Here is a 22335-nt window from a genome sequence, read left to right on the forward strand (position 1 = left end):
CGGGGGAGGGGAGAGGAGGGTCAGAGGCGGCGCAGGGCCGTCTCGGCGGCGTTGAAGCCACCCATGCCGTGCACGCCGCCGCCGGGCGGGGTGGCGGCGGAGCAGAGGTAGACGCCCTCGACCCCGAGGGAGTACGGGTCGAGCGTCGGCCGCGGGCGCAGCGGGATCTGGCGCCACGTGTTCGCGCCGGTGCCGATGTCGCCGCCGACGTAGTTCGGGTTGTACGCCTCGAGCTGTGCCGTGCTCTTCGAGACCACCTGCACGATCCGGTCCTGGAAGCCGGGCGCGAAGCGCTCGACCTGGCCGATGATCTGCTCGGTCGCGTCGCCGGGCCACGCGTGCGGCACGTGCGCGTAGGCCCAGATCGGGTGCACGTCGCCCTGCGAGCGGCTGGGGTCGGCCACGTACTGCTGGCCCAGCAGCACGAACGGACGCTCGGGCATCGTGCCGCGAGCCGTGCGACCCTCCGCCTCGACCAGCTCCGCCGCGTCACCCGCGACGTGCACGGTGCCGGCGCGGCGCACGTCGTCGTTGGTCCAGGGGATGCCGCCCTCCACCGCGAGGTCGATCTTGAACGCCGCCGGACCGTACCGGTACGCGCGGAGCGCCCGCGCGACGATCGACGGCATCGCGTCGCCCACGATGCCGAGGGCGCCACGCGGCGAGGTGTCGAGCATGACGACGTCCGGACGTGCGCCGCTGGCGTCGGTCAGCTGGTCGAGGCTCGTCACCTGCACCCCGGTGCGCACGGTGCCGCCGAGCTCCTCCAGCAGCGACACGAGGGCGTCCGCGATGGCCTGCGACCCGCCCTCGGCGACCGGCCAGCCGTAGCGGTGGCCCGCGGCGGTCAGCATGAGACCGACGGACGCGCTCAGCGGGGTGTCGAGGCGGCCGAACACGTGCGCGGCGACTCCCATGAACAGTGCCCGCGCCGGCTCGTCGTCGAAGCGTCGGGCGAGGAGCGTGGCGGGGAGGGCGGCGTTGAGCCCGAACCGACCGAGCGCCCACGGGTGCGACGGCACGTGGACGACAGGGCGCAGGACGTCGGCGAGCAGGTCGTCGAACCCGTCGCTGAGCGGCTCGAACAGCCGACGCCAGGTGCGCGCGTCGACGCCGAGCGACGCCGCCGTGCGCTCCATGTCGCGGCTGACCACCCCGGCACGCCCGTCGTCGAGCGGGTGGGCGAGGTCGATCTCGGGCCAGAGCCAGCGCAGTCCGTGCCGCTCGAGGTCGAGCGAGCCGAGGAACGGCGAGGCGACGCCCATCGGGTGGAAGGCTGAGCACTCGTCGTGCAGGAGGCCGGGCACCGTCAGCTCCGACGTGCGCGTGCCGCCTCCGACCCGGTCCGACCGCTCCAGCACGGTGACGTCGAGGCCCTCGTGCGCGAGCCGTACCGCCGCCGCCAGACCGTTCGGACCACTGCCCACCACCACTGCCGACGTCATGTCCTCATCCTCGCACCGGCCGGACGATGCAGCGCGTCGCTCAGGCGCCGCCGAGCGCGCGCACCACGGCGCTGGCGGGCGTCTTGCCGAGCCGCTCGGCCATCCAGGTGCTGGTGGCGACGAGCGCGTCGAGGTCGACCCCGTGCCCGATCCCGAGCCCGGTGAGGAACCACACGAGGTCCTCCGTGGCCAGGTTGCCGGTCGCGCTCCTCGCGTAGGGGCAGCCGCCGAGCCCGCCCGCCGAGGCGTCGAACGTCGTGACCCCCGCCTGCAGCGCCGCGTGGACGTTGGTGAGGGCCTGCCCATAGGTGTCGTGGAAGTGCAGCGCGAGCCGGTCGGCCCCGACCCCGGCCGCACCGAAGCGGCGCACGAGGTCGCCGACCTGGCCGGCGGTCCCGACGCCGATCGTGTCGCCGAGCGACAGCTGGGTCGCGCCGAGCTCGAGCAGCTCGCACCCGACCCGCACCACCGCGTCGGGGTCGACGGGACCCTCCCACGGGTCGCCGAAGCACATCGACACGTAGGCGCGCACGTCGGCGCCGGCGTCGAGCGCACGTCGCACGACGGGCGCGAACATCGTCATCTGGTCGGCGACCGTGCTGTTGAGGTTCCTTGCGGCGAAGGTCTCGGTGGCGCTGGCGAACACGGCCACGTGGGCGCAGCCGGCCTCGAGCGCACGGTGGAGGCCGCGCTCGTTGGGCACGAGGACGGGGTGCGGGAAGGTGGGGCCCTCGGCGAGCTCCTCGACGAGCTCGGCGGCGTCGGCCAGCTGCGGCACCCACCGCGGGTGCACGAAGCTCGTCGCCTCGACGACGGGCAGCCCCGCGGCGACCAGCCGGCGCACGAACGCGGCCTTCACGTCGAGCGGGACGACCGTCTTCTCGTTCTGCAGGCCGTCGCGCGGCCCGACCTCGTAGATCGTCACCCGGTCGGGAAGGCCCGGTTCGGGCACGACCATGGGGAGTCTCACGCGGACTCCTCGACGTGCACGACCACGTGGCCCATGGCGACCTGGTCGCCGACCGTGGCGCCGACGTGGGTGACCGTGCCGGCGTGGGGGGCCACGAGCGCGAGCTCCATCTTCATCGCCTCGACGGCACCGAGCCGCTGGCCCTCGACCACGACGTCGCCGACCTCGACGTCGAGCGCGACGACCGACCCGGGCATGGGCGCGACGACGTCGGCGTCGCCGGCCGCGGCCGACAAGGTGCGTCGCATGGCGTCGGCCTGCTCGAGGACCCAGGTCTGGCCCTGCCAGGTGGCCCAGACGCGACGTCCGCGCGCGGTGGCGTCGGCGTGCTCGTGCCCGCGGTCCACGGTGACGGCGTGGGTCGTGCCGTCGGGCTCGGCGACGTGCACGACGAGGGGGTTCGGAGGTCCGGCCGAGCGCCAGCCGTCGCCCCGGCCGAACGGTGAGGTGTCCTCGGGCTCGCCGAGCAGCAGCGCGGCCGCACGCAGCGCCTCGGGTGCGACGTCAGGTCGCGCGAGGAGCGGACCCTCGTAGGCGTCGAGCCAGCCCGTGTGCACCTCCCCGGAGCGGAACGGCGCGGAGTCGACGAGCCGACGCACCCACCCGAGGTTGGTGGCGATGCCCTCGACGGCGGACCCGTCGACGACGTCCAGGAGCGTGTCGATCGCCGCGTCGCGGTCGGGGCCGTGGGCCACGAGCTTGGCGAGCATCGGGTCGTACGCCGACGACACGTGCGCCTCCCCCTCGATCGCCGCGTGGACCTCGTGCCCCTGCTGCCCGCCCCACCGCGCGTCGAGCACGTGGCCAGCCTGCGGCAGGAACCCCGTGTAGGGGTCCTCGGCGTACACGCGCACCTCGACGGCGTGGCCGGTGCAGGTGATCTCGTCCTGAGTGAGCGGGAGCGGCCGGCCCGCGGCGACGTCGAGCTGCCACTGCACGAGGTCGAGGCCCGTCACCTGCTCGGTGACCGGGTGCTCCACCTGCAGGCGGGTGTTCATCTCCAGGAAGTACGCCGTCTGGTCGCCCGGGGCACCAGCTACGAGGAACTCGACCGTCCCGGCACCGACGTACCCGACCTCCTCGCAGAGCGCCACCGACGAGCGGTGCAGCAGGTCGCGGAGCGCGGGGTCGAGGTCGGGCGCGGGTGCCTCCTCGACGACCTTCTGGTGGCGGCGCTGGGCGGAGCAGTCGCGCTCGAAGAGGTGCACGACCGTGCCGTGGGTGTCGCCGAAGACCTGCACCTCCACGTGCCGGCCGCCCTCGACGTACGCCTCGACCAGGAGGGTGTCGTCGCCGAACGACGACGCCGCCTCGCGTCGGGCGGTGGCGACCGCGCCGGCGAGGTCCTCGGGGCGACGCACCACGTGCATGCCCTTGCCGCCGCCACCGGCGGCCGCCTTCACGAGCACGGGGTACGCGTCGGGCGGCACGTCGTCGACGTCGTGCCGCGGGGTCACCGGCACGCCGGCACGCTCGGCCACGTCGCGGGCACGGTCCTTGCGGCCCATCAGCTCGATCACCTCGGGCGACGGTCCGACGAACACGAGGCCGGCCTCCTGCACGGCCCGCGCGAAGCCGGCGTTCTCCGACAGGAAGCCGTAGCCGGGATGCACGGCGTCGGCACCCGACGCGACGGCCGCGGCCACGACCTCCGCGACGTCGAGGTAGGAGCCGACGCGCACGGCGTCGTCGGCCTCGGCCACGTGCAAGGAGGCGACGTCGAGGTCGGTGTGGACGGCGACGCTCCGCAGTCCCGCGGCCCGGCAGGCACTCACGACGCGGCGCGCGATCTCGCCGCGGTTGGCGACCAGGACGGTCTCGATCGGGCGTGCGGTGGTCTCGGTCATGGTCGGCTCACATCCGGAAGACGCCGAAGCCGGGCGCGCCAGCGTCGGTCTCGGGTCGGTCGGCGAAGGACGGGACGGGCGCGTTCGCGCAGGCCTGCAGGGCGAGGCCGAGCACGCGCCGGGTCTCCCGCGGGTCGATGATGCCGTCGTCCCACAGGCGTGCGGTGGCGTAATAGGGGTTGCCCTGCTCCTCGTACTGGGCGCGGATGGGTTTCTTGAACGTCTCCTCCTCCTCGGCCGACCACGCCTCGCCGCGCCCCTCGATGCCGTCCCGGCGGACGGTGGCGAGCACGGAGGCGGCCTGCTCGCCGCCCATCACGGAGATGCGCGCGTTCGGCCACGTCCAGAGGAACCGCGGGTCGAAGGCGCGGCCGCACATGCCGTAGTTGCCGGCGCCGAACGAGCCGCCGATCACCACGGTCAGCTTCGGCACGACGCTCGACGCGACGGCCGTGACCAGCTTGGCGCCGTCCTTCGCGATGCCGCCGTTCTCGAACGAACGCCCGACCATGAATCCGGTGATGTTCTGCAGGAAGAGCAGCGGGATGCCCCGCTGGTTGGCCAGCTCGACGAAGTGCGCTCCCTTGAGCGCCGACTCGCTGAACAGGATGCCGTTGTTGGCGACGATCGCGACGGGGTAGCCCTCGACGTGCGCGAACCCGCAGACGAGGGTGTCGCCGTAGAGCGGCTTGAACTCGTGCAGCCGGGAGTCGTCGACGACCCGCCGGATCACCTCGCGCACGTCGTAGGGGGTGCGGCCGTCGACGGGCACGACGTCGAGCAACGTCTCGGGGTCCTCGCGCGGCGGCAGGGCGGGCTGCGGCTCAAGGTGGGTGCGCGCCGGGCCCAGCGTGCCGACGATCGAGCGGACGATGTCGAGCGCGTGCGCGTCGTCGTCGGCGAGGTGGTCGACGACGCCGGAGTTGCGGGCGTGCACGTCGCCACCGCCGAGGTCCTCGGCCGTGACGACCTCGCCGGTGGCGGCCTTCACGAGCGGCGGCCCGCCGAGGAAGATCGTGCCCTGCTCCTTCACGATGACGGTCTCGTCGCTCATCGCCGGCACGTACGCACCGCCGGCCGTGCACGAGCCCATCACCGCCGCGACCTGCGCGATGCCACGCGCCGACAGCTGCGCCTGGTGGAAGAAGATGCGGCCGAAGTGCTCGCGGTCGGGGAACACCTCGTCCTGCATCGGCAGGAACGCACCGCCGGAGTCGACGAGGTACACGCAGGGCAGGCGGTTCTGCAGCGCCACCGTCTGCGCGCGCAGGTGCTTCTTGACCGTGAGCGGGTAGTAGGTGCCGCCCTTCACGGTCGCGTCGTTCGCCACGACCATCACCTCGCGGCCCGCCACCCGGCCGATGCCGGTGACGATCGACGCGGAGGGGACCTCGCCCCCGTACATGTCGTACGCGGCGAGCGGCGCGATCTCCAGGAACGGCGAGCCGGGGTCGAGCAGGCGGTCCACGCGGTCACGGGGAAGCAGCTTCCCGCGCGAGACGTGCCGCTCGCGCGACGCCTCGCTGCCGCCGCGACGCACCACGGCGAGCCGCTCGTGCAGCTGGTCGACCAGGTCGCGCATCGTCGGGGAGGACGTCATGCGGCGAGGTTAACACCCATTAACCTCGTGCGGTATCGTGCCGCCATGAGCACCCGACGGCGCGAGATCGCCCGCAGCGCCGTGGAGCTCTTCGCCGACCGGGGCTTCCACGGCGTGAGCGTGGGCGACGTCGGCGCCGCGTCGGGCATCTCCGGCCCCGCGATCTACAAGCACTTCCGCGGCAAGGAGGAGGTGCTGGCGCAGGCGCTGGTCGACATCAGCACCGAGCTGCTCGACACCGGGCGCGCCAGGGTCGCGGCGCACGACGACGCGTCGGACCGGCTGGACGCGCTGGTGGACTGGCACATCGACTTCGCCGTCAGCCACCCCGCCTACATCGTCGTGCAGGAGCGGGAGTGGTCGCGGCTCGACGCCGACGCGCGCGCGGAGGTCCGCACCCTGCAGCTGGCGTACGTCGACCTCTGGGTCGACGTCGTCCGCTCGTTGCGCGACGACCTGCAGCGCGCCGAGGCCCGCGCCGTCGTCCAGGCGGTCTTCGGGCTGCTGAACTCCACCCCGCACAGCGCGCGCATCGGCGAGGACGCCCTGCGCACCCTGCTCGCGCGCATGGCCCGCGCCGCCCTCCTCGCCTGAGTCAGCCGGTCACCGCCGGCGCCACCACCGCGGGACGTCGCGCCGATGTCACCGCCACGGCGACCCCCACGAGCATGACCAGCCCCCCGACGGCCTCGACGAGGCTCGGCACCTCGTCGAGCGCGAGCCACGCCGTGAGCATGCCGACGGGCGGCACGAGCAGGATGTACGGCACCACCGACGACGCCGGGTGACGCGCCATGAGCCCGTTGAAGATGGTGTAGCCCACGAGCGACGCCCCGACGACCGTGTAGAGCGTGCTGAGTAGCGCGGTCCAGCCGAACCCGGCAAGGGCGGCCCCGATCGCGGCAGGTCCGTCGACGACGAGCGAGACGGCCAGGCAGGGCAGGGGCACGACCAGCGCCGACCAGACGACGAGCGAGAGCCCCGACTCGACCTTCGCCGCACGGGCCACGACGTTGCCGACCGCCCACGAGAGCGCTGCGCCGACGGTGACGAGCAGCGGCACGATCGACGCGCCGGCACCGAAGCCGACGGCCACGGTCACGAGACCGGCCGTGCCGACGAGCGCCCCGCCGACCTGGCGACGCGTGGCCCGCTCGCCCAGCGCGAGCGACGCGATGACCATCGTCAGCACGACCTGCGCCTGGAGCACGAGCGACGCCAACCCGGCGGGCATGCCGATCGCGAGCGCCAGGTAGAGCAGCCCGAACTGGCCCAGGCTCATGAAGACGCCGACCGCGACCACCGCCTGCCACGACGCCTTCGGTCGCGGCACCAGCAGGACGAGCGGGAACGCGACGAGCACGAACCGGATCGCGAGGAACAGGAACGGCGGCACGTCGCGCAGACCCAGGTGGATGGCGACGAAGTTGCACCCCCACAGCACGGCCACGAGCACGGCGAGGAGGCTGTCACGACGGGTCACCGGCTCAGTCTCGTCGGACCGACGATGTAGGTCCAGCGATGCTTTCTTCACGATTCGATGTACGTTTCGTGCATGATCGACCTGAGTGCGCTCCGCTCGCTGCTCGCCGTGCACCAGCACGGCAGCGTGGTCGCCGCAGCGCACGCGCTCGGTTACACGCCGTCGGCCGTGTCGCAGCAGGTCAAGCGGCTCGAGCGCCAGCAGGGCCGTCCCTTGCTCGAGCGCGTCGGCCGCGGCGTGGTGCTCACCGACGTCGGCCGCCTCCTCGCCGAGCGCGGTGCGGGGGTGCTCGACGAGCTCGAGACGCTCAGCCACCTGGGGCACGACGTCGACCGTCCCCAGGGCTCCTTCCACGTCGCCACGTTCACCACCGCGCACCGCGGTCTGCTGGCGCCCGCGCTCGCGGCGTTGGAGGCGTCGGCGCCGCAGCTGCGCGTGACGGTGACGGAGGCCGACCCGCGCGACGTCGTGCTGCAGGTGGCCCGCGGTGCCGCCGACGCCGGGATCGTCCACGACTGGGAGAGCGTGCACCTCGACGTCCCGCCCGGCGTCGAGCAGGAGCACCTCCTGCTCGACCGCGCCGACCTCGTCGTCCACCGCGGGCACGCCCTCGCCGACCGCGAGACCGTCACGCCGCGCGACCTCGTCCGGGAGCGCTGGGTGTGCACGCCTGCCGGGACCTTGTGCCACGACTGGCTGCTCGTCATGTTCGCGCGGCACGGCCTGCGACCCGACCTGCGCTTCACCGACAACGAGTACGCGTCGCACGTGGCGCTGGCCGCCGCGGGCGTGGCGGTCGCGCTCGTGCCGCGCCTGGGTCGCGGCCCGCTGCCCGACGACGTGGTGTGCGTGCCGGTCGTCGACCCCGTCCCGGAGCGCCGCGTGGGCCTCGTCTGGCGACGCGCGACCACCGGCAACCCGGCGCGCCGAGCCCTCCGCGACGCCCTCGTCGCAGCCATCTCCTGACCCGCCGGTCCCGACCTCTCGGAAGGTTCTCCACACCCCTTCCTCCCGCTGTCAACCCCATCCACCGACATCGTGAAGAGGTCTGGTCCTCGACCACGGACGTCGAGAGGGTCGAGTCATCGACGATCCAGAGGAGCACCCGATGCCTTCCACCTCGCCACGCCGCCGCGTCGTCCTGGGCTTCGTCGCCCAGGCGGTCGCGCTGGCCGCACTGGCCCTCGTCTTCGTCGCCGCGCGCCGCGCACTCGACGTCGACGCTACCATGAACTGGGCCCTCTACGCCCAGCTCGTGCTGTTCACGACCTTCGCGTCCGTCCTCGGAGCGATCTACCGACGCCCCCACCGCGATCACCACGACTGACCACCGGAGGTACCCATGCGCCACCCCAGCCGCAGCTGGACCACGATCCCCGGCATCCTCGTCACTGGACGGAGATCACCCTGCTCGCGCTCGCCTACGCGTACGCGCGGCACCTCGTCGGCGTCGACCCGACACCGGACTGGGACCGTGCCGGGTCGATCGTGCTCCTGGGCACGCTCGTCCTCTTCCTGGTCTGGAACTTTGGGCGACCGCGTCCCCGATGAACGGGGACGCAGCCGTCCTCAGTGCGAGACGTTCTCCACCGACGGAGCGTGCTTGAGCGTGCGCCACGAGACGAGGGCGGCCAGCAGAGCCACGCCGATCGCCAGACCCGACGTCCGCTGGACGCCGAGGTCGAAGGCGGCACGCGCCGACTCCGCGAGCGCCGCACCCATCTCGTTCGGGTACCGGTCGGCCATCGTCAACGTGCTGCCGAGCGTCTCGAAGGCGTGGTCGCGCTCACCGTGCTGCAGCATGGCCGGCACGGTCAGCTCGGCCCGGTAGGTGGCCGTGAGGATGCTCCCCAGCACCGCCGTGCCCAGCACGGCACCGATCTCGTAGGCGGTCTCGGAGATCGCCGACGCCGACCCTGCCTTGTGCGGCGGGACGGCCGCGAGCACGAGGTCGTTCGTCAGGGTCTCCGCCAGGCCGATGCCGACGCCCATCACCGCGAAGGCGACGAGGACGCTCACGACCGTCGGGTGCCCGGTGAACGCCGCCACGGCGTAGCCGAGCGACGACGCGACGAAGCTCAGGCTCACGAGCACGCGCACCGGGAAGCGGCGCACCAGCCGCACTGCGACGAAGCCGCACGCCATCGTGACGAGCAGACCGGGCAGCAGCACCATCGCCGACGTCATCGGCGACAGTCCCAGCACCAGCTGCAGCAGCTGGGCTGCGAAGAACAGGAAGCCGGTGAGGCCCATGAGGCTCAGCAGGTTCGCGGCGAGCGCCCCGCTGAAGACCGGGTTCCGGAACAGCGTGAGGTCGAGCATCGGCGACGCACTGCGCCGTTGACGACGCACGAACAGCACACCGGCGGCGACACCGAGACCGAACGACGCGAGCGTCACGTCGTCGAGGCCGGCCTTCGCGAGGTGCTTGATGCCGTAGACCACCGGCAGCATCGCCACCACGGCGAGCATGATCGACGTCGGGTCGAGCGGTCCCGGGTTCGGGTCCTTCGACTCCGGCACGAGCCACAGCGCCAGCGGCACCAGCAGCACGATCAGCGGCACGTTGATGAGGAAGACCGAGCCCCACCAGAAGTGCTCGAGCAGGTAGCCGCCGAGCACCGGCCCGAGGGCTGCACCACCGGAGAACATGGCCGCCCAGGCTGCGATGGCGAGCCGGCGGTCGTGGGCGTGGTGGAAGACGTTGCGCAGCAGCGAGAGCGTCGACGGCATGAGCGTGGCGCCGAAGAAGCCGAGCAGCGCACGAGCCGCGAGCAGCATCTCGGCGCTGCTCGCGTAGGCGGCGACCAGGGACGCCGCGCCGAAGCCGATCGAGCCGATCACCAGCAGCCGGCGCCGACCGACGCGGTCGCCGATGCTGCCCATCGCGATGAGCAGACCCGCGAGCATGAGGGCGTAGACGTCGACGATCCACAGCAGCTGGGAGCCGGTCGGGCGCAGCTCGGTGCTGATCGACGGCAGCGCGAAGCTCAGCACGGTGTTGTCGACCGAGACGAGCAGCACGGGGATCATCAGGACGGCGAGGGCGCACCACTCGCGCAGGCCCGCGCGCACGGGGGGCACCTCGGGCAGTGCCGATGCGTGGGGGCTCGACGGACGAGCGTCGTCGAAGCGGGGGTCGATGGTGGTCATGGCGGGGCCTCCTCTCGGCGGACGTGGAACGGTCCGGGCAGCGCCCGGACCACGACCTACACTATACCGTCCAGCCGGTACAGTTCCTAACCCACGTACCCGTCCGCGTCGGTGATCCGTGTCGCACCCCGCCGGGTAGGCTCACGCCATGCCGCCGGCCGAGCGCTCCACCCGCGACCGTGTGCTCGACGCGTTCGAGACGCTCCTCGTCACCCAGGGCAGCCGCGCGGCCACGCTCGACGCCGTCGCCGCGCAGGCCGAGGTCTCCAAGGGCGGTCTGCTGTACCACTTCCACAGCAAGGACGAGCTCGTCGACGGCATGCTCACCCGGCTGCGCGAGCAGGGCGCGCGCGACGCCGAGGCAATGAGCGAGGCGCCCGAGGGGCCCGTGGGCTACTACCTCGAGACGTCCGTCGACTCCGGCTCCGACTTCGACCGTGCCCTCATCGCCGCAGGTCGCATCGCGCAGGAGAACGACACCCGCGCCTCGGACGCGCTGGCCGACCTGCGGGAGGGCTGGTTCGTCGTGCTCCGCGAGCACCTCGGCGACGAGTCCCTGGCCCGCACCATCCAGCTCATCGGCGACGGCCTCTACTTCGACGACACCACCGGGCTGGCGGAGAAGAACGCCCTCCAGCACGTGCGCGACGTGCTGCAGCGCCTCGGCGCCCTCTGACCGTCATATGATCGGCGACGCGATGTCGCCCGATGTTCACCCGCGGCGGCTGCCCTGGTGTCATGAAGCTGCTCGCTGTCAGTCTCGCCGCCGCCGGCGCGATCGCCACCCCCAGCGTCGCGGTCGCCACCCCGGTCGCGCCCACGCACGACAAGCCCGTCGTCCAGCACGGCAAGAAGCCGACCCGCACCGTCACCGTCTTCGCCCACCGCGGTGCGTCGGGCCACCGACCCGAGCACACGCTCGCCGCGTACGAGCTCGCCATCCGCCAGGGCGCCGACGTCATCGAGCCCGACCTCGTCAGCACCAAGGACGGCGTCCTGGTCGCCCGTCACGAGAACGAGATCAGCGGCACCACCGACGTCGCCTCGCACCCGGAGTTCGCCGACCGGCGCACGACCAAGGTGATCGACGGCGTCGACGTGACCGGCTGGTTCACCGAGGACTTCACGCTCGCCGAGCTCAAGACGCTGCGTGCGGTCGAGCGTCTCCCGCAGGTGCGGCCGGGCAACACCGTGTACGACGGGCGCTTCGAGATCCCCACCTTCGAGGAGGTGGTCGAGCTCGCGAAGCGCGAGAGCCGCGGCCGCCGCACCATCGCGGTCGCCCCCGAGACCAAGCACCCCACCTACTTCCGCTCCATCGGGCTCGACCTCAACCGTCCGCTCGTGCGCGCGATCCGCAAGGCCGGCTGGGACCGACGCAACGCACCGATCGTCGTCCAGTCCTTCGAGACCTCCAACCTCAAGGAGCTCGCCCGCTGGACCCGCGTGCCGCTCGTGCAGCTGACGTCGGCGTCGGGCGCGCCGTACGACCTGGTGTCGCGCGGTGACGACACGACCTACGCCGACCTGACGACGCCGCAGGGTCTGCGCTCCGTCGCCCGCTACGCCCGCTGGATCGGCCCCGACAAGAGCCAGGTCATCCCCCGCGACGCGAAGGGCGCGCACACGACGCCGACGTCGCTCGTGGCCGACGCGCACCGCGCCGGGCTCAAGGTCGTGGTCTACACGATCCGCAACGAGAACCAGTTCCTGCCCACCGACCTGCGCCTCGGCACCGACCCGAACGCCCAGGGCGACGTGCGGACCGAGCTGTTCCGCTACTTCGACGCCGGCGTCGACGGCGTGTTCGCCGACTACCCCGACTCCGCCGTCGCCGCCCGCGCCGCCTGGCAGAAGCGCCGCTGAGCCTCGCGCTCAGCCGGCGCGGCGACCCAGGACGTCGTAGTGCGCGACGACGAAGGCCCGGTTGCGGTCGACGTCGCGCAGGCGCAGGTCGAAGCGCGCCGGAAGCAGCGGCTTCCCTGACCCCAGCGTGACGGGCGCGATCGAGACGATCACCTCGTCGAGCAGTCCCTCCCCGGCGAGGTCGGAGGCGAGCGCACCTCCCCCGACCACCCACACGTCCCGACCGTCGGCCGCTGCGACGACCTGCGGCCACCAGTCCGTCGGCGTGCCCTGGACGAGCCGCACGCTCGTCGAGGCGAGGTCCGGCGTCCGGTGGGTGACGACGAAGGTCGGCTGCGGGTACGGCCAGCCCTCGCCCGAGCGCGCGAGGTGGTCGACGACCCAGCGGTAGGTCGTCGCCCCCATCACGAGGGCGCCCGCACCGTCCATGTGCTCGTGCCCGCCAGGACCTCGGGGGTCGTGGTCCTGCTCCAGCAGCCAGTCCAGCGAGTCGTGCTCGTCGGCGAGGAAGCCGTCGAGCGTCGTGGCGGTGACGTAGCGGACGCGGGGACGTTCGGTCATCGGTGGAGGCCTCTCGGGTCGTCGTGCCCGGCACGGCGGTGCCAGAGGATCGGGTCGGGGTCGGGCAGGTCGGTGACGCCGGCCCGCCCGAGCATCCACCGGGCCACGTGCCGACGCTGCGTGGAGAACGTCAGCACGTGCGACGCCACCTGACCGAGGCGGAACGACTCCGGGGGTTCGCACAGCGCGTCGACCACGGCGTCGCCCCAGGCGGAGCGTCGCTGTACGTCGCGGACCCAGGCGAGCCAGCGCGGCGACAGCTCCTCGTGCCGCTCGAGGAGGTCCGCGACGCTGACGTCGCCGGGCTCGGGCGGCGACGTCGCGCCCTCCAGGACGGCCAGCCACGGCTCGACGCCGAGGGCGAGGTGGGTCAGCACGGCGCGCAGGGTCTCCTCGGGCCCGTGCCAGTCGGTGACGCGGTGGCCCGGCATCCGCACGGCGTCCAGCGCCTGCGGCCCGAGCAGCCGCGACGCCCGCAGCAGCGCCCGGACGTCGTCGATGTCGTGCCGGACGAGCATCTCCAGGACGTCGCCGGCGGGGTGCTCCCGCGCCTCCCCCGCGGCGACGTAGAGCACCGACGGGCCGTGGAAGTGGATGCCGTTCGGTGCCGGGAGCCAGTGCCCTCGCTCCACGGCGGGCGGCAGCTGCGACGGCGGGTGTCCGAACGCGCGGCCGAAGGCGCGGGCGAAGCCGTCGACTGAGTCGTAGCCCGCGGCGAGGGCCACGTCGGTGACGCGGGCGCCGCGCTGCAGCTGCCAGGCCGCCCGCTCCAGCAGCACCCGGCGGCGCAGTGCGACGGGCGGCTCGCCGGTGGCCGCGCTCAGCTGGCGCGAGAGGTGGAAGGCTGACAGGTGCGCGCCTGCGGCCATGTCCCCCAGCCGAGGGCGCTCGTCGGCCAGCACCGCGTCGAGCAGGGCGACGAGACGGTCCGGCGAAGGAGCGGGCATGCGACCAGTCTGGACGCCACGACCCGGGCCGCGCCCGACCGTTCTTGCTGACCTACCGCCAGGTCTCGCCGACCGTCGAGACGTCGCCGCGTCCCGACGTCAACGAGGCGACGGTCGCGCCCACCTCGCCGTCGCGGTCCGGCTCGACGGCGAGCGTCAGCACCACGCGCGTCCCGTAGACGACGTCGACGACGTCCCAGGCGGCACGAAGCCGGTTCTCGACCACGCCGACGAGGTCCACCGGGACGGTCACGTCGACGAGGAGCCGACGTCGACGCACCCGCGTGCCCGCGGCGTCGAGGGCGAGCATGGTCGCGTCGCCGTAGGCCCGCACCAGGCCGCCGACGCCGAGCAGCGTCCCGCCGAACCACCGCGACACGACGGCGACGACGTCGCTGACGCCGCGCCCCGTCAGCACCTCCAGCATCGGCCGGCCCGCAGAGCCGGACGGCTCGCCGTCGTCGTTCGAGCGGCGCAGCCGGGCGTCCGGGCCGACGACGAAGGCCGTGCAGTGGTGGCCGGCGGTCGGGTGACGTGCACGCACAGCGGCGACCACCGCACGAGCCGCATCCTCGTCGTCGACCGGGGCGACGTGCGCGACGAACCGCGAACGGCTGACCTCGAGCTCGACGTCGGCCGAGCCCGCAGGCACCAGGTAGTGGTCGGCGGTCAGCGGCGGCGCAGCTCGAGGAAGATGCTCGGACCGAAGTCGCGCGACGCGAGCCGCTCCTGCAGGGCCTTCTCGACCGAGACGAGCAGACCGGTCGGGAGCGCCTTCTTCAGCTTCTCGCTGCGCAGGTTCGAGACCGACAGCTTGCGCTCGAGGTGCAGCCCTGCGGATGCGAGCTGCTCGACGACGGTGTCGACGTTGTGGTTGACGAACGCGATCGCGTCGGGCTCCTCGGCCGTGGCCGTGCGGATGCTGACGGGCTCCTTCGGCAGGGCCTTGCCCTCCTTCTTGAACCGTCGACGGTTCTTGAAGTGGCCGTAGTTCGCGACCTCGATGAGGGCGGTCGCGCCGGGCTTCAGCACCCGCGCGATCTCGGAGAACTCGGTGGTCGGCTCGGGGATGTGGTGCATGACGCGCACCATCGTCAGCAGGTCGAGCGACGCGTCGTCGAACTGCAGGTCGTCGGCCTGCATCTGCACCTGCGCGATGTCGGTGCCGGCGAGCACGCGCTCCGCCGCCTCCAGCTGGGTGCGGCTCGGCTCGGCGAGCGTGACGTGGTCGGCGTACTCGCGCAGCAGCAGGCAGAGCCGGCCGAAGCCGCCACCGACGTCGGCCGCCCGGCCGAAGTGACGGCCGTCCAGCAGACGACGGATCGCCGCCTCCTCGGCAGCGTGCTCGTAGTCGCGGTTGTCCCAGTAGGCCGTGTAGTCGTAGCCGCGGTCGTACTGGTCGGCAACCTTCTTGCGCTTCTCGTCCGTCACGCGCGCCAGCCTAACAACGCACCCCGCCCCCAGCCCCTGCGGTGCGCCCACTCCCCAGCGACAGCCCAGAGTGGTCTCGATACGTCGCCACCAGCTCCTTCGTCGCGGCGTCGACTACTCGACCAGCGGAACGCTCCGCTGGTCGAGTAGTCCGAGCGAGCTTGCGAGGCTCGGACGTATCGAGACCACCCGGCAACGGCCCAGCGCAAACCGACCCCCAGCGACCGCTCGGAGTGGTCTCGCTCCGTCGCGGCTACGCCCTTGGTGCGACGGCTCCAGCACCTCCCCTCGCTAGCGCTCGTGGAGATACTCGACCAGCGGAGGGTTTCGCTGGTCGAGTAGCAGGGACGAGCTTGCGAAGTCCTGACGTATCGAGACCACCCGGCAACAGCTCAGCGCGGCCCGACCCCCAGCGACCGCTTGGAATGGTCTCGATACGCCTCCGCCAGCTCCTCCGTCGCGGCGTCGACTACTCGACCAGCGGAACGCTTCGCTGGTCGAGTAGTCAGGACGGCGAGCGCCAGCGAGCACGTCCTGACGTATCGAGACCACCCGGCAACAGCTCAGCGCGAGCCAACCTCCAGCGAGCGCTTGGAGTGGTCTCGATACGCCCGGAGCACGCTCCTTCGTCGCGGCTCCGCGCTACTCGACCGACGAAACCCTCCGCTGGTCGAGTAGGACGACCGGCGACGAAGGAGCCCGGCCGGACGTATCGAGACCACCCGGCAACGGCTCAGCGTCACCAGACCGGGCGTGCCTGGGTCTGGACGCTGCCGAGGTCTCGATACAGCGGGGCCGGCTCCGCCGGTGCACTACTCGACCTGGCTTCACCGTTCAGGCGCTGAGCGCCTTCAGGTTCAGCCAAACGTGCGGGGGCCGAACTCGGGCTGCTCGCGCTTCAGGCCCGCCTTGCGGGCGATCGCGGTGTTCGGGGAGCGGAACATGGCGAGCTGGTAGAGGCGCTCGCGGCGGAACGCGGAACGCAGCCCCCCGAGGCGCACCAGGTTGAGCAGCTTCTTGCTGGCGGCGACGGAGTCGGGCGACCGGGCGACGATCGCGTCGACCAGCTCCAGTGCCGGCTTCAGCGGGTCGTCGGCGACGCCGGACGCCAGGCCGATCTCCGCGGCCTCGGCACCGGAGACGGTCTCGCCGGTGATCGCGAGCCGCTTGGCGACGTCGGCTCCGACCAGCTCGACGAGGGGCACGGTGCCGCTCATGTCGGGCACGAGGCCCCACTTGGCCTCCAGCAGCGACCACCGCGCGTCGGGCGTCGTGAAGCGGAAGTCGGCGGCGAGGGCCAGCTGGATGCCGGCGCCGAACACGTGACCGTGCGTCACGGCGATGACCGGCACGGGCAGCTCGCGCCACGCCCACAGCGCCTGCTGGAAGCCGTTCGTCGCGCGCCAGGGGAGGGTCAGGAAGAACCGGGCGACCTTGGCCCGCTGCGGCTGCACCGACGCGAAGTCGAGGCCCGCGCAGAAGGAGTCGCCCTCGCCCTGCAGCACGACGGCGCGGACGCTGCGGTCACGGCGCACCTCGGCGGCGGCGTCGAGCAGACCCTGCAGGACGTCGAAGTCGACGCCGTTGAGCTTCTCGGGCCGGTTGAGGCTGACGTACGCGACGGGCCCGTCGATGCGGGTGAGGACGGCAGACGTGGTCATGGATCAAGGCTAGACCTCGCCCCGACGAGGTCGCGGTCAGCGCACGCGGTCGAGGACCTTGCGCACGGCCGTGCCGACGTCGGCGGCGACCTCGGGAGCCTCGGTGCCGTAGCGGATCCGCAGCTCGTCGGGCCAGCCGGGAGTGGCCCGGATGAAGGCGGCGCGTCCACCGTTCTCGACGTGGTGACGCACGATCCCCGCCGAGTCGCCCGGAGCGTTCCAGAGCACGACGACCGACGGAGACAGCCTCCAGGCGAGGTCGAGCACCTCCCGCGGGCCGATGTCGGGACCGATGACGCGCAGCACGACGTCGGCCTGCGCGAGCGCGGCCGCCCAGGCGACGAACGGGAGCGCCTGCGACTCCTCCGTGAAGGTGGCGAGCAGCACCTGCGGCTTGAGCCCGCCCTGGGCGGGCGGGGCGCTGGGCCCGCGTACCGCGAGCAGCGCGTCGAGCACGGTCCGCAGGGTGAGGGACAACGCGTCGCGGTCGAGGTTGCCGCGAGACGACTCCTGCGTGAGGCGGCCGAGGGCGGGCGACAGCACGTCGCGCCACGCCTCGAGCACCGACGACGACTCCAGCACGCCGGCGACGAGCTGCTGCAGTCGTGTCTCGTCGCTGGCGGTGGCGGCGGCGAGCAGGGAGTCGAGGAGGTCGTCGGTCTCCACCTGAGCCGTGTGACCGGTCTCGCCCCGCAGGGCCGCAGCGAGGTCGTCGCGATCGAGGTGCCGGGCGACGCGGGCGGCGTCCTGCGCGGAGACCCCGCGCGAGACCATGCGGCGGACCAGCTCGACGCGGGTGATGTCGCGCTCGGTGTACCGGCGGTGGCCGCCGTGCGTGCGGTGGCTCGGACCGATGCCGTAGCGACGCTCCCAGGTGCGCAGGGTCGACGCAGCGACACCGAGTCGCGAGGAGACTGCTCCCACGCCCCACGTCAGGTCAGTGCCGGCGTCGGCGACGTCGCTCCACTGTCCCGCGGGCTGACGGGGTTCCTCGGGACGTCCTGGTGTTTCCTTCACCTACGCCACCTCCCAGCCTTCCTGGGTAGGTTGCTCATGTTACGGAGGATCCAGGATCTTGCCATTCTGCTTCAAGGTGCATAGATTGTGAGCAAGTTGTGTTTCTGGTCGGAGCCTCTCCGTCCCGGAGCCCATCAAGGTCGCCGGAGACTCCGACGCGACCGAGAGGGGGCACGAAATGGTCAACATCAGACGCCTGCCGATGCCGCTGCAGGAGACGTACGACTGGCAGTACGACGGTCTCTGCCGTGAGGTCGATCCGGAGAGCTTCTTCTCGCCGGAGGCCGAGCGCGGAGCGCCGAAGGCCCGCCGAGAACAGGCCGCGAAGGCGCTCTGCCTGCGCTGCCCGGTGATCGAGCAGTGCCGTGAACACGCGCTTTCGGTGCAGGAACCGTACGGTGTGTGGGGAGGGCTCAGCGAGGCCGAGCGGCGCGACATCCTCAGCCGCAGCCCGCACCCTCACCGCGCTGCCTGACCCCCACCGAGAGGACTCCCCGTGTCCGATGCATCCCTGTCCGGCAAGACGATCGCCTTCCTCACCGCCGAGATCGGGGTGGAGAAGCCCGAGCTCGAGGAGCCGTGGAAGGCGGTCGTCGAGGCCGGTGGCACACCCGTGCACATCGCGCCCGAGGCCGGCACCGTCCAGTCGATGGTGAACGACACCGACAAGGACGCCACGTTCGAGGCGACGGTCGCCGTGGCCGACGCCTCGGCGTCCGACTACGACGCCCTGGTGCTGCCCGGCGGCACCGTGAACGCCGACAAGGTGCGCTCCGACGAGACGTCGGTCGCCCTGGTGAAGGCGTTCGTCGACGCCGGCAAGCCGGTGGCCGCGATCTGCCACGCCCCGTGGACGCTGGTCGAGGCCGGCGTGCTCCCGGGCAAGACGCTCACGTCGTTCCCGTCGCTGGCGACGGACGTCAAGAACGCCGGTGGCACCTGGCAGGACGCCGAGGTGTTCCACTGCCCGGCGAACGGCTGGGACCTCGTCACCTCCCGCAACCCCGACGACATCCCGGCGTTCAACGCGAAGCTCGTGGAGGTCTTCGCGGGCTGAGGCTCGCGATCCCGAACGACGACGAAGGCGCTGTCATCCGACCTGGGTGGCAGCGCCTTCGTCGATCGTGGGACCTTCGTCGTCCGCGAGGTGCGTCAGGAACCGGGCCACTCGCCGGTGACCTTCTCGAACGTGCGGGCGCCCTGGCGGTTGATGACCGCCTTGACGACGGCGTAGATCGCGCCCTGCAGCGCCGCCGCGACGAGGATCTCCTTGATCGGGTACTCGCTCTCCAGCGGACCGGGTGCGTCGGAGCGCTGGTCGCTGCTGGGGCTGACGCGCTTCCAGATCTGCTTGAAGATCAGGCTCGACAGCAGCCCGCCGAGGATCGAGCTGACGATCCCCACGGGCCGGTAGAGGAGCTTGGCCGAGGTGCTGGGCTGCTTCGAGGGTGCGCGACTGGGCATGGGACCGACGGTAGCCACCCGCACCGACGGGCGCACCCCGGCGACGATCAGGCGTCGTCCCGACGGCGGACCACGTCAGGACGGGTGAACGCCGACCCGAGCAGCGCGGTGGCCACGACCTGCTGCACGCGCCGTCGGCGTCGGCCGTGCGCGGCGCGGCGTCGGTTCGCCGACGTGAACCGGTCCACGGCCTACTCCGTCCGCAGGTGCAGTGGGCGGGCCGCATCGACCGCCACAGGCCTGACGAGTCGGGCGGCCGCCCAGGCCGCGAGGCTGACGCACGCCCAGGTGCCGAGGATCCCGACGACGACCGCCACGAGCCGGGTCCCGCCGAGCGACTCCCCGACGAGCAGGAGGCCGGAGTAGCCGAGCGCGCCGATCGTCGCGCCGGTCACGCCGAGCGGGACGGCGACGAGCCGCACCTGACGCAGGAGCGCCCGGTCGAGGTCGACCTGGGTCGTGCCCGTGGCCGCGAGGAACGCGATCTCCCGCCGCGACTCCCAGATGGACTCGACGGCGTGCACGGCGAGGGAGCCCGCGAGCACCGCCAGCGCGACGAGGGCCGCCACGGCGGTCGCGACCGCGCCGATGTCGTAGGTTCCGTCAGCCTCCCACTGGCCCATCGCCATGACGTCGCCGGAGAAGACGGCCGTAGTGCCGAGCGCGAGGCCGATCGCGCCGACGCCTGCCGCCGCCCTGCCGGCGGCCCCGGGGGCCACGAGCACCCGCTGTGCCGCCAGCAGGTCGGGTGCCGTCCTCGCACGACGGACGGCACGACGGGCGACGCCGTAGGCGACCCACGGCGCGGAGCCGACCAGGCCGAGGACGATGAGGCCCAGGGCGACGAAGGTGAGCAGGAGGTAGACGTCGCTGCCGTAGCCGGCCCCCAGCTGCGTCACCAGGAGGACAGCGCCGGCGACGAGCGCGGCTGGGCCCCGCCACGACAAGCCCGACCGGAGGTCGACACGGCGGGCGGTGCCCAGCGGGTCGTCCTTGCCCGCTCGCGCGCCGACACCGGCGCCGACCAGGGCGACGCCGACGAGGACGAGCGGGACGACCCACAGGGGTGGGAAGGACGTCGGGGCGAGAAAGCCCGGACCCGCGAGCAGGGACCGGAGCAGCAGGAACGTGGGGATGCCGAGCACTCCTCCGACGAGCGCAGGCAGCGCCACCTCGAGGGCCGCGAGGGCTCGCACGTCCCGCCGCGTGGCCCCGGCGAGCCGGAGGGCCGCGTCACGTCGCTGCCTGGAGGCGGCGCCCAGCCGCACCGCCTGGTCGAGCAGCAGCAGCGGGGGCAGCACGAGCACGATCGCGCCGAACAGCACGCCGCCGCGGGTACCTGGGTCGGCGACGATCCAGTTGACGGACTCGAGGTCGGTGCCGTAGCCGCGGGCGTCGATGACCAGGTCCGAGGGAATGCGCTCGAACCAGAGCATGGCGATCGACGCGGCCGCCATGAGCACGGCGGTCGCGACCGCGGTCGCGGCGACCACGACGAGAGCGCGCGACCCTGCCCCGGCGCGCAGGAGCGCGGGGACGACGCTCCTCATCGCGCCGCCTCCTCGCTGACGACACGACCGTCGCGCAGCACGACCTCGCGGTCGAGGGCTGCGGCGACGCGGTTGTCGTGGGTGACCACGACGAGGGCCGCACCGGACTCCGCCGTGGCGGTGCGCATGACGTCGAGCACCTCCTCGGCGGTGACGGTGTCGAGCGCGCCGGTCGGCTCGTCGGCGAGCACGAGGCGCGGCGACGTGACGAGCGCGCGGGCGATCGCGACCCGTTGCTGCTCGCCGCCGGAGAGCTCGCCCGGTCGCTGACCGGCGAGGTCCCCGACCCCGAGCCGATCCAGCCAGTGGTGGGCGGCGGCCTCGGCCGCGTCTCGCGCCGACTTCTCGAGCAGCAGCGGGAAGGCCACGTTCTGCAGGGCCGTGAGCTCGGGGACGAGCTGCCCGAACTGGAGCACCAGACCGATCTCTCGCCGCCGCAGCCGCGTGCGCTGTGCGTCGTCGAGGGTGTCGAGGTCGTGCCCGACGACCTCGACCGTCCCCGACTGCGGCCTGAGGACACCCGCCAGGGCGAGCAGCAGCGTCGACTTGCCGGACCCGGACCGCCCGGTGACCGCCACCCGCTCACCTTCCACCACCTGGACGGAGGCGCCTGCGAGGGCGAGCGAACGGCCGTAGGACTGGTGCACCTCGTGAGCGCGTGCGACGACGGCGGGCGGGGACGTGGTCATCGGGTGACTCCTGCACTGGAGGGGCGTCGGGGTTCGAGGGAGGCTCGCGCAAAGCGGTCGGCGGCGGCCTGGAGCCACTGCAGGTCGGCGTCGAGGTGGGCGACGGCATGGTCGACGCTGACACGCGCGGCGACGTCGGTGGCAGCGTCACGCTCTCGAACGAGCCGGCGCATGGCCTCGAGGTGGGCCTCGCGCTGCCGGCGGAGGTAGGCGACGGCGTCGCCTCCAGCATGAAGGGCGGTGATCGTCTTGCGGACGACGTCGTCCGCCGCCGCAGGCGCGGGGGGCTCGACGTCGTCGAGCCACGCCTGCAGGCGGCTGCGACCTTCGTCCGTCAGGGCGTACGTGATGCGCTCGGGACCGCCCGACGGGTCCGCAGTCTCCACCACCTCGACCGCCCCGTCGTCCGACAGCTTGCTGAGCGTCGCGTACACCTGCCCGTAGGCGAGCGGCTTGGCTGCTGGGAAGCGGGCGTCGTGGGCGCGCTTCACGTCGTAGCCGTGCGCGGGTCCGTCGGCGAGGATGCCGAGCAGCACGTGGGCGAGAGCCATGGCGCAACTATACACATCATGTATTCATGTGGTGAAGAGTCGCGTACGACCATGCGGACGCAGGACGCCCTCCCACCCGAGGGGTGGGAGGGCGTCGACG

General features: G+C 72.6%; 24 protein-coding genes. 7 read left to right on the forward strand and 17 right to left on the reverse strand.

Annotated features, from left to right (window positions below; genetic code table 11):
* Positions 1-20: 20 nt before the first annotated feature.
* From Aeryth_RS16265 to Aeryth_RS16280, 4 genes are read right to left on the reverse strand one after another with little or no spacing between them, the layout of a single operon-like run.
* The gene (locus Aeryth_RS16265) at positions 21-1445 is read right to left on the reverse strand and encodes a phytoene desaturase family protein (protein WP_067860800.1); all 1425 of its coding nucleotides are present in this window, start codon (positions 1443-1445) and stop codon (positions 21-23) included.
* Positions 1446-1485: 40 nt separating this feature from the next.
* Positions 1486-2415 carry a hydroxymethylglutaryl-CoA lyase gene (locus tag Aeryth_RS16270; protein WP_236749763.1) on the reverse strand — a complete coding sequence of 310 codons (930 nt, stop codon included), beginning with the start codon at positions 2413-2415 and terminating at the stop codon, positions 1486-1488.
* Positions 2412-4262, reverse strand: coding sequence for an acetyl/propionyl/methylcrotonyl-CoA carboxylase subunit alpha (locus Aeryth_RS16275; RefSeq protein WP_067860804.1), 1851 nt, complete (start codon positions 4260-4262; stop codon positions 2412-2414). The genes Aeryth_RS16270 and Aeryth_RS16275 overlap by 4 nt, the downstream gene beginning before the upstream one ends.
* Positions 4263-4269: 7 nt before the next feature.
* Complete coding sequence (locus tag Aeryth_RS16280; protein ID WP_067860806.1) at positions 4270-5862, reverse strand: carboxyl transferase domain-containing protein; 1593 nt, start codon at positions 5860-5862, stop codon at positions 4270-4272.
* Positions 5863-5907: 45 nt separating this feature from the next.
* Between Aeryth_RS16280 and Aeryth_RS16285 the strand changes: the two genes are divergently transcribed.
* Positions 5908-6456, forward strand: coding sequence for a TetR/AcrR family transcriptional regulator (locus Aeryth_RS16285; RefSeq protein WP_067860808.1), 549 nt, complete (start codon positions 5908-5910; stop codon positions 6454-6456).
* Between the two features lies 1 nt (position 6457).
* Here Aeryth_RS16285 and Aeryth_RS16290 read toward each other — a convergent pair whose 3' ends face one another.
* Positions 6458-7345, reverse strand: a complete 888-nt coding sequence (locus Aeryth_RS16290) for an EamA family transporter (RefSeq protein ID WP_144433833.1) — start codon at positions 7343-7345, stop codon at positions 6458-6460.
* A gap of 72 nt (positions 7346-7417) precedes the next feature.
* Here Aeryth_RS16290 and Aeryth_RS16295 point away from each other — a divergent pair, with 72 nt between their 5' ends.
* Together Aeryth_RS16295 and Aeryth_RS16300 are read left to right on the forward strand one after the other, a co-directional pair.
* The gene (locus Aeryth_RS16295; protein ID WP_067860812.1) at positions 7418-8311 is read left to right on the forward strand and encodes a LysR family transcriptional regulator; all 894 of its coding nucleotides are present in this window, start codon (positions 7418-7420) and stop codon (positions 8309-8311) included.
* Between the two features lie 142 nt (positions 8312-8453).
* Positions 8454-8672: a hypothetical protein gene (locus tag Aeryth_RS16300; protein WP_067860814.1), complete on the forward strand. Its 219-nt coding sequence runs from the start codon at positions 8454-8456 to the stop codon at positions 8670-8672.
* 242 nt (positions 8673-8914) lie between these two features.
* Here Aeryth_RS16300 and Aeryth_RS16305 read toward each other — a convergent pair whose 3' ends face one another.
* Complete coding sequence (locus Aeryth_RS16305) at positions 8915-10498, reverse strand: MFS transporter (protein WP_083516516.1); 1584 nt, start codon at positions 10496-10498, stop codon at positions 8915-8917.
* A 148-nt stretch (positions 10499-10646) separates the two neighbouring features.
* Here Aeryth_RS16305 and Aeryth_RS16310 point away from each other — a divergent pair, with 148 nt between their 5' ends.
* Both Aeryth_RS16310 and Aeryth_RS16315 read left to right on the forward strand, forming a co-directional pair.
* The gene (locus tag Aeryth_RS16310) at positions 10647-11174 is read left to right on the forward strand and encodes a TetR/AcrR family transcriptional regulator (RefSeq protein ID WP_067860816.1); all 528 of its coding nucleotides are present in this window, start codon (positions 10647-10649) and stop codon (positions 11172-11174) included.
* Between the two features lie 62 nt (positions 11175-11236).
* Positions 11237-12364, forward strand: coding sequence for a glycerophosphodiester phosphodiesterase (locus Aeryth_RS16315; protein ID WP_067860818.1), 1128 nt, complete (start codon positions 11237-11239; stop codon positions 12362-12364).
* 9 nt (positions 12365-12373) lie between these two features.
* On the opposite strand, the gene Aeryth_RS16320 is transcribed toward Aeryth_RS16315, so the two are convergent.
* The 6 genes from Aeryth_RS16320 to Aeryth_RS18145 form a co-directional block, all read right to left on the reverse strand.
* Complete coding sequence (locus Aeryth_RS16320) at positions 12374-12925, reverse strand: dihydrofolate reductase family protein (protein ID WP_067860820.1); 552 nt, start codon at positions 12923-12925, stop codon at positions 12374-12376.
* On the reverse strand, positions 12922-13872 hold the full coding sequence (locus Aeryth_RS16325) for a helix-turn-helix transcriptional regulator (protein WP_067860822.1): 951 nt from the start codon (positions 13870-13872) through the stop codon (positions 12922-12924). The genes Aeryth_RS16320 and Aeryth_RS16325 overlap by 4 nt, the downstream gene beginning before the upstream one ends.
* A 52-nt stretch (positions 13873-13924) precedes the next feature.
* Complete coding sequence (locus tag Aeryth_RS16330; RefSeq protein ID WP_236749764.1) at positions 13925-14524, reverse strand: IMPACT family protein; 600 nt, start codon at positions 14522-14524, stop codon at positions 13925-13927.
* Between the two features lie 17 nt (positions 14525-14541).
* Positions 14542-15303, reverse strand: coding sequence for a class I SAM-dependent methyltransferase (locus Aeryth_RS16335; protein WP_067860826.1), 762 nt, complete (start codon positions 15301-15303; stop codon positions 14542-14544).
* Between the two features lie 857 nt (positions 15304-16160).
* Entirely contained in the window at positions 16161-16964 is an 804-nt protein-coding gene (locus Aeryth_RS16340; protein ID WP_067860827.1) for a crotonase/enoyl-CoA hydratase family protein, read from the reverse strand.
* A 36-nt stretch (positions 16965-17000) separates the two neighbouring features.
* Positions 17001-17981 carry a MerR family transcriptional regulator gene (locus Aeryth_RS18145; RefSeq protein WP_083516518.1) on the reverse strand — a complete coding sequence of 327 codons (981 nt, stop codon included), beginning with the start codon at positions 17979-17981 and terminating at the stop codon, positions 17001-17003.
* 202 nt (positions 17982-18183) lie between these two features.
* Here Aeryth_RS18145 and Aeryth_RS16350 point away from each other — a divergent pair, with 202 nt between their 5' ends.
* Together Aeryth_RS16350 and Aeryth_RS16355 are read left to right on the forward strand one after the other, a co-directional pair.
* Positions 18184-18456 carry a WhiB family transcriptional regulator gene (locus Aeryth_RS16350; RefSeq protein ID WP_470207141.1) on the forward strand — a complete coding sequence of 91 codons (273 nt, stop codon included), beginning with the start codon at positions 18184-18186 and terminating at the stop codon, positions 18454-18456.
* Between the two features lie 21 nt (positions 18457-18477).
* Positions 18478-19038: a type 1 glutamine amidotransferase domain-containing protein gene (locus tag Aeryth_RS16355; protein WP_067860833.1), complete on the forward strand. Its 561-nt coding sequence runs from the start codon at positions 18478-18480 to the stop codon at positions 19036-19038.
* Positions 19039-19133: 95 nt separating this feature from the next.
* Here the strand turns inward: Aeryth_RS16355 and Aeryth_RS16360 are convergent, their stop codons facing one another.
* From Aeryth_RS16360 to Aeryth_RS16375, 5 genes are read right to left on the reverse strand one after another with little or no spacing between them, the layout of a single operon-like run.
* A complete protein-coding gene (locus Aeryth_RS16360) occupies positions 19134-19445 on the reverse strand; it encodes a DUF4235 domain-containing protein (RefSeq protein WP_067861961.1) in 312 nt (103 codons plus the stop codon).
* 47 nt (positions 19446-19492) lie between these two features.
* Entirely contained in the window at positions 19493-19633 is a 141-nt protein-coding gene (locus Aeryth_RS18030; RefSeq protein WP_158509224.1) for a hypothetical protein, read from the reverse strand.
* Between the two features lie 3 nt (positions 19634-19636).
* Positions 19637-20995, reverse strand: coding sequence for an FtsX-like permease family protein (locus Aeryth_RS16365; protein WP_067860835.1), 1359 nt, complete (start codon positions 20993-20995; stop codon positions 19637-19639).
* Positions 20992-21684, reverse strand: a complete 693-nt coding sequence (locus Aeryth_RS16370) for an ABC transporter ATP-binding protein (protein WP_067860837.1) — start codon at positions 21682-21684, stop codon at positions 20992-20994. Before Aeryth_RS16370 ends, Aeryth_RS16365 begins: the two co-directional genes overlap by 4 nt.
* On the reverse strand, positions 21681-22235 hold the full coding sequence (locus tag Aeryth_RS16375) for a PadR family transcriptional regulator (RefSeq protein WP_067860839.1): 555 nt from the start codon (positions 22233-22235) through the stop codon (positions 21681-21683). Before Aeryth_RS16375 ends, Aeryth_RS16370 begins: the two co-directional genes overlap by 4 nt.
* Positions 22236-22335 lie beyond the last annotated feature (100 nt).

The organism is Aeromicrobium erythreum, assembly GCF_001509405.1.
Classification (GTDB): Bacteria; Actinomycetota; Actinomycetes; order Propionibacteriales; family Nocardioidaceae; genus Aeromicrobium; species Aeromicrobium erythreum.

What these genes read in the sequence shown, in the direction of transcription:
- Aeryth_RS16315 (WP_067860818.1), top strand. Translation starts at nt 11,237, where the DNA reads ATGAAGCTGCTCGCTGTCAGTCTCGCCGCCGCCGGCGCGATCGCCACC.
- Aeryth_RS16340 (WP_067860827.1), bottom strand. Translation starts at nt 16,964, where the DNA reads ATGACCACGTCTGCCGTCCTCACCCGCATCGACGGGCCCGTCGCGTAC.
- Aeryth_RS16325 (WP_067860822.1), bottom strand. Translation starts at nt 13,872, where the DNA reads ATGCCCGCTCCTTCGCCGGACCGTCTCGTCGCCCTGCTCGACGCGGTG.
- Aeryth_RS16350 (WP_470207141.1), top strand. Translation starts at nt 18,184, where the DNA reads ATGCCGCTGCAGGAGACGTACGACTGGCAGTACGACGGTCTCTGCCGT.
- Aeryth_RS16300 (WP_067860814.1), top strand. Translation starts at nt 8,454, where the DNA reads ATGCCTTCCACCTCGCCACGCCGCCGCGTCGTCCTGGGCTTCGTCGCC.
- Aeryth_RS16280 (WP_067860806.1), bottom strand. Translation starts at nt 5,862, where the DNA reads ATGACGTCCTCCCCGACGATGCGCGACCTGGTCGACCAGCTGCACGAG.
- Aeryth_RS16375 (WP_067860839.1), bottom strand. Translation starts at nt 22,235, where the DNA reads ATGGCTCTCGCCCACGTGCTGCTCGGCATCCTCGCCGACGGACCCGCG.
- Aeryth_RS16265 (WP_067860800.1), bottom strand. Translation starts at nt 1,445, where the DNA reads ATGACGTCGGCAGTGGTGGTGGGCAGTGGTCCGAACGGTCTGGCGGCG.
- Aeryth_RS16365 (WP_067860835.1), bottom strand. Translation starts at nt 20,995, where the DNA reads ATGAGGAGCGTCGTCCCCGCGCTCCTGCGCGCCGGGGCAGGGTCGCGC.
- Aeryth_RS16310 (WP_067860816.1), top strand. Translation starts at nt 10,647, where the DNA reads ATGCCGCCGGCCGAGCGCTCCACCCGCGACCGTGTGCTCGACGCGTTC.
- Aeryth_RS16320 (WP_067860820.1), bottom strand. Translation starts at nt 12,925, where the DNA reads ATGACCGAACGTCCCCGCGTCCGCTACGTCACCGCCACGACGCTCGAC.
- Aeryth_RS16295 (WP_067860812.1), top strand. Translation starts at nt 7,418, where the DNA reads ATGATCGACCTGAGTGCGCTCCGCTCGCTGCTCGCCGTGCACCAGCAC.
- Aeryth_RS16360 (WP_067861961.1), bottom strand. Translation starts at nt 19,445, where the DNA reads ATGCCCAGTCGCGCACCCTCGAAGCAGCCCAGCACCTCGGCCAAGCTC.
- Aeryth_RS16285 (WP_067860808.1), top strand. Translation starts at nt 5,908, where the DNA reads ATGAGCACCCGACGGCGCGAGATCGCCCGCAGCGCCGTGGAGCTCTTC.
- Aeryth_RS16370 (WP_067860837.1), bottom strand. Translation starts at nt 21,684, where the DNA reads ATGACCACGTCCCCGCCCGCCGTCGTCGCACGCGCTCACGAGGTGCAC.
- Aeryth_RS16275 (WP_067860804.1), bottom strand. Translation starts at nt 4,262, where the DNA reads ATGACCGAGACCACCGCACGCCCGATCGAGACCGTCCTGGTCGCCAAC.
- Aeryth_RS16305 (WP_083516516.1), bottom strand. Translation starts at nt 10,498, where the DNA reads ATGACCACCATCGACCCCCGCTTCGACGACGCTCGTCCGTCGAGCCCC.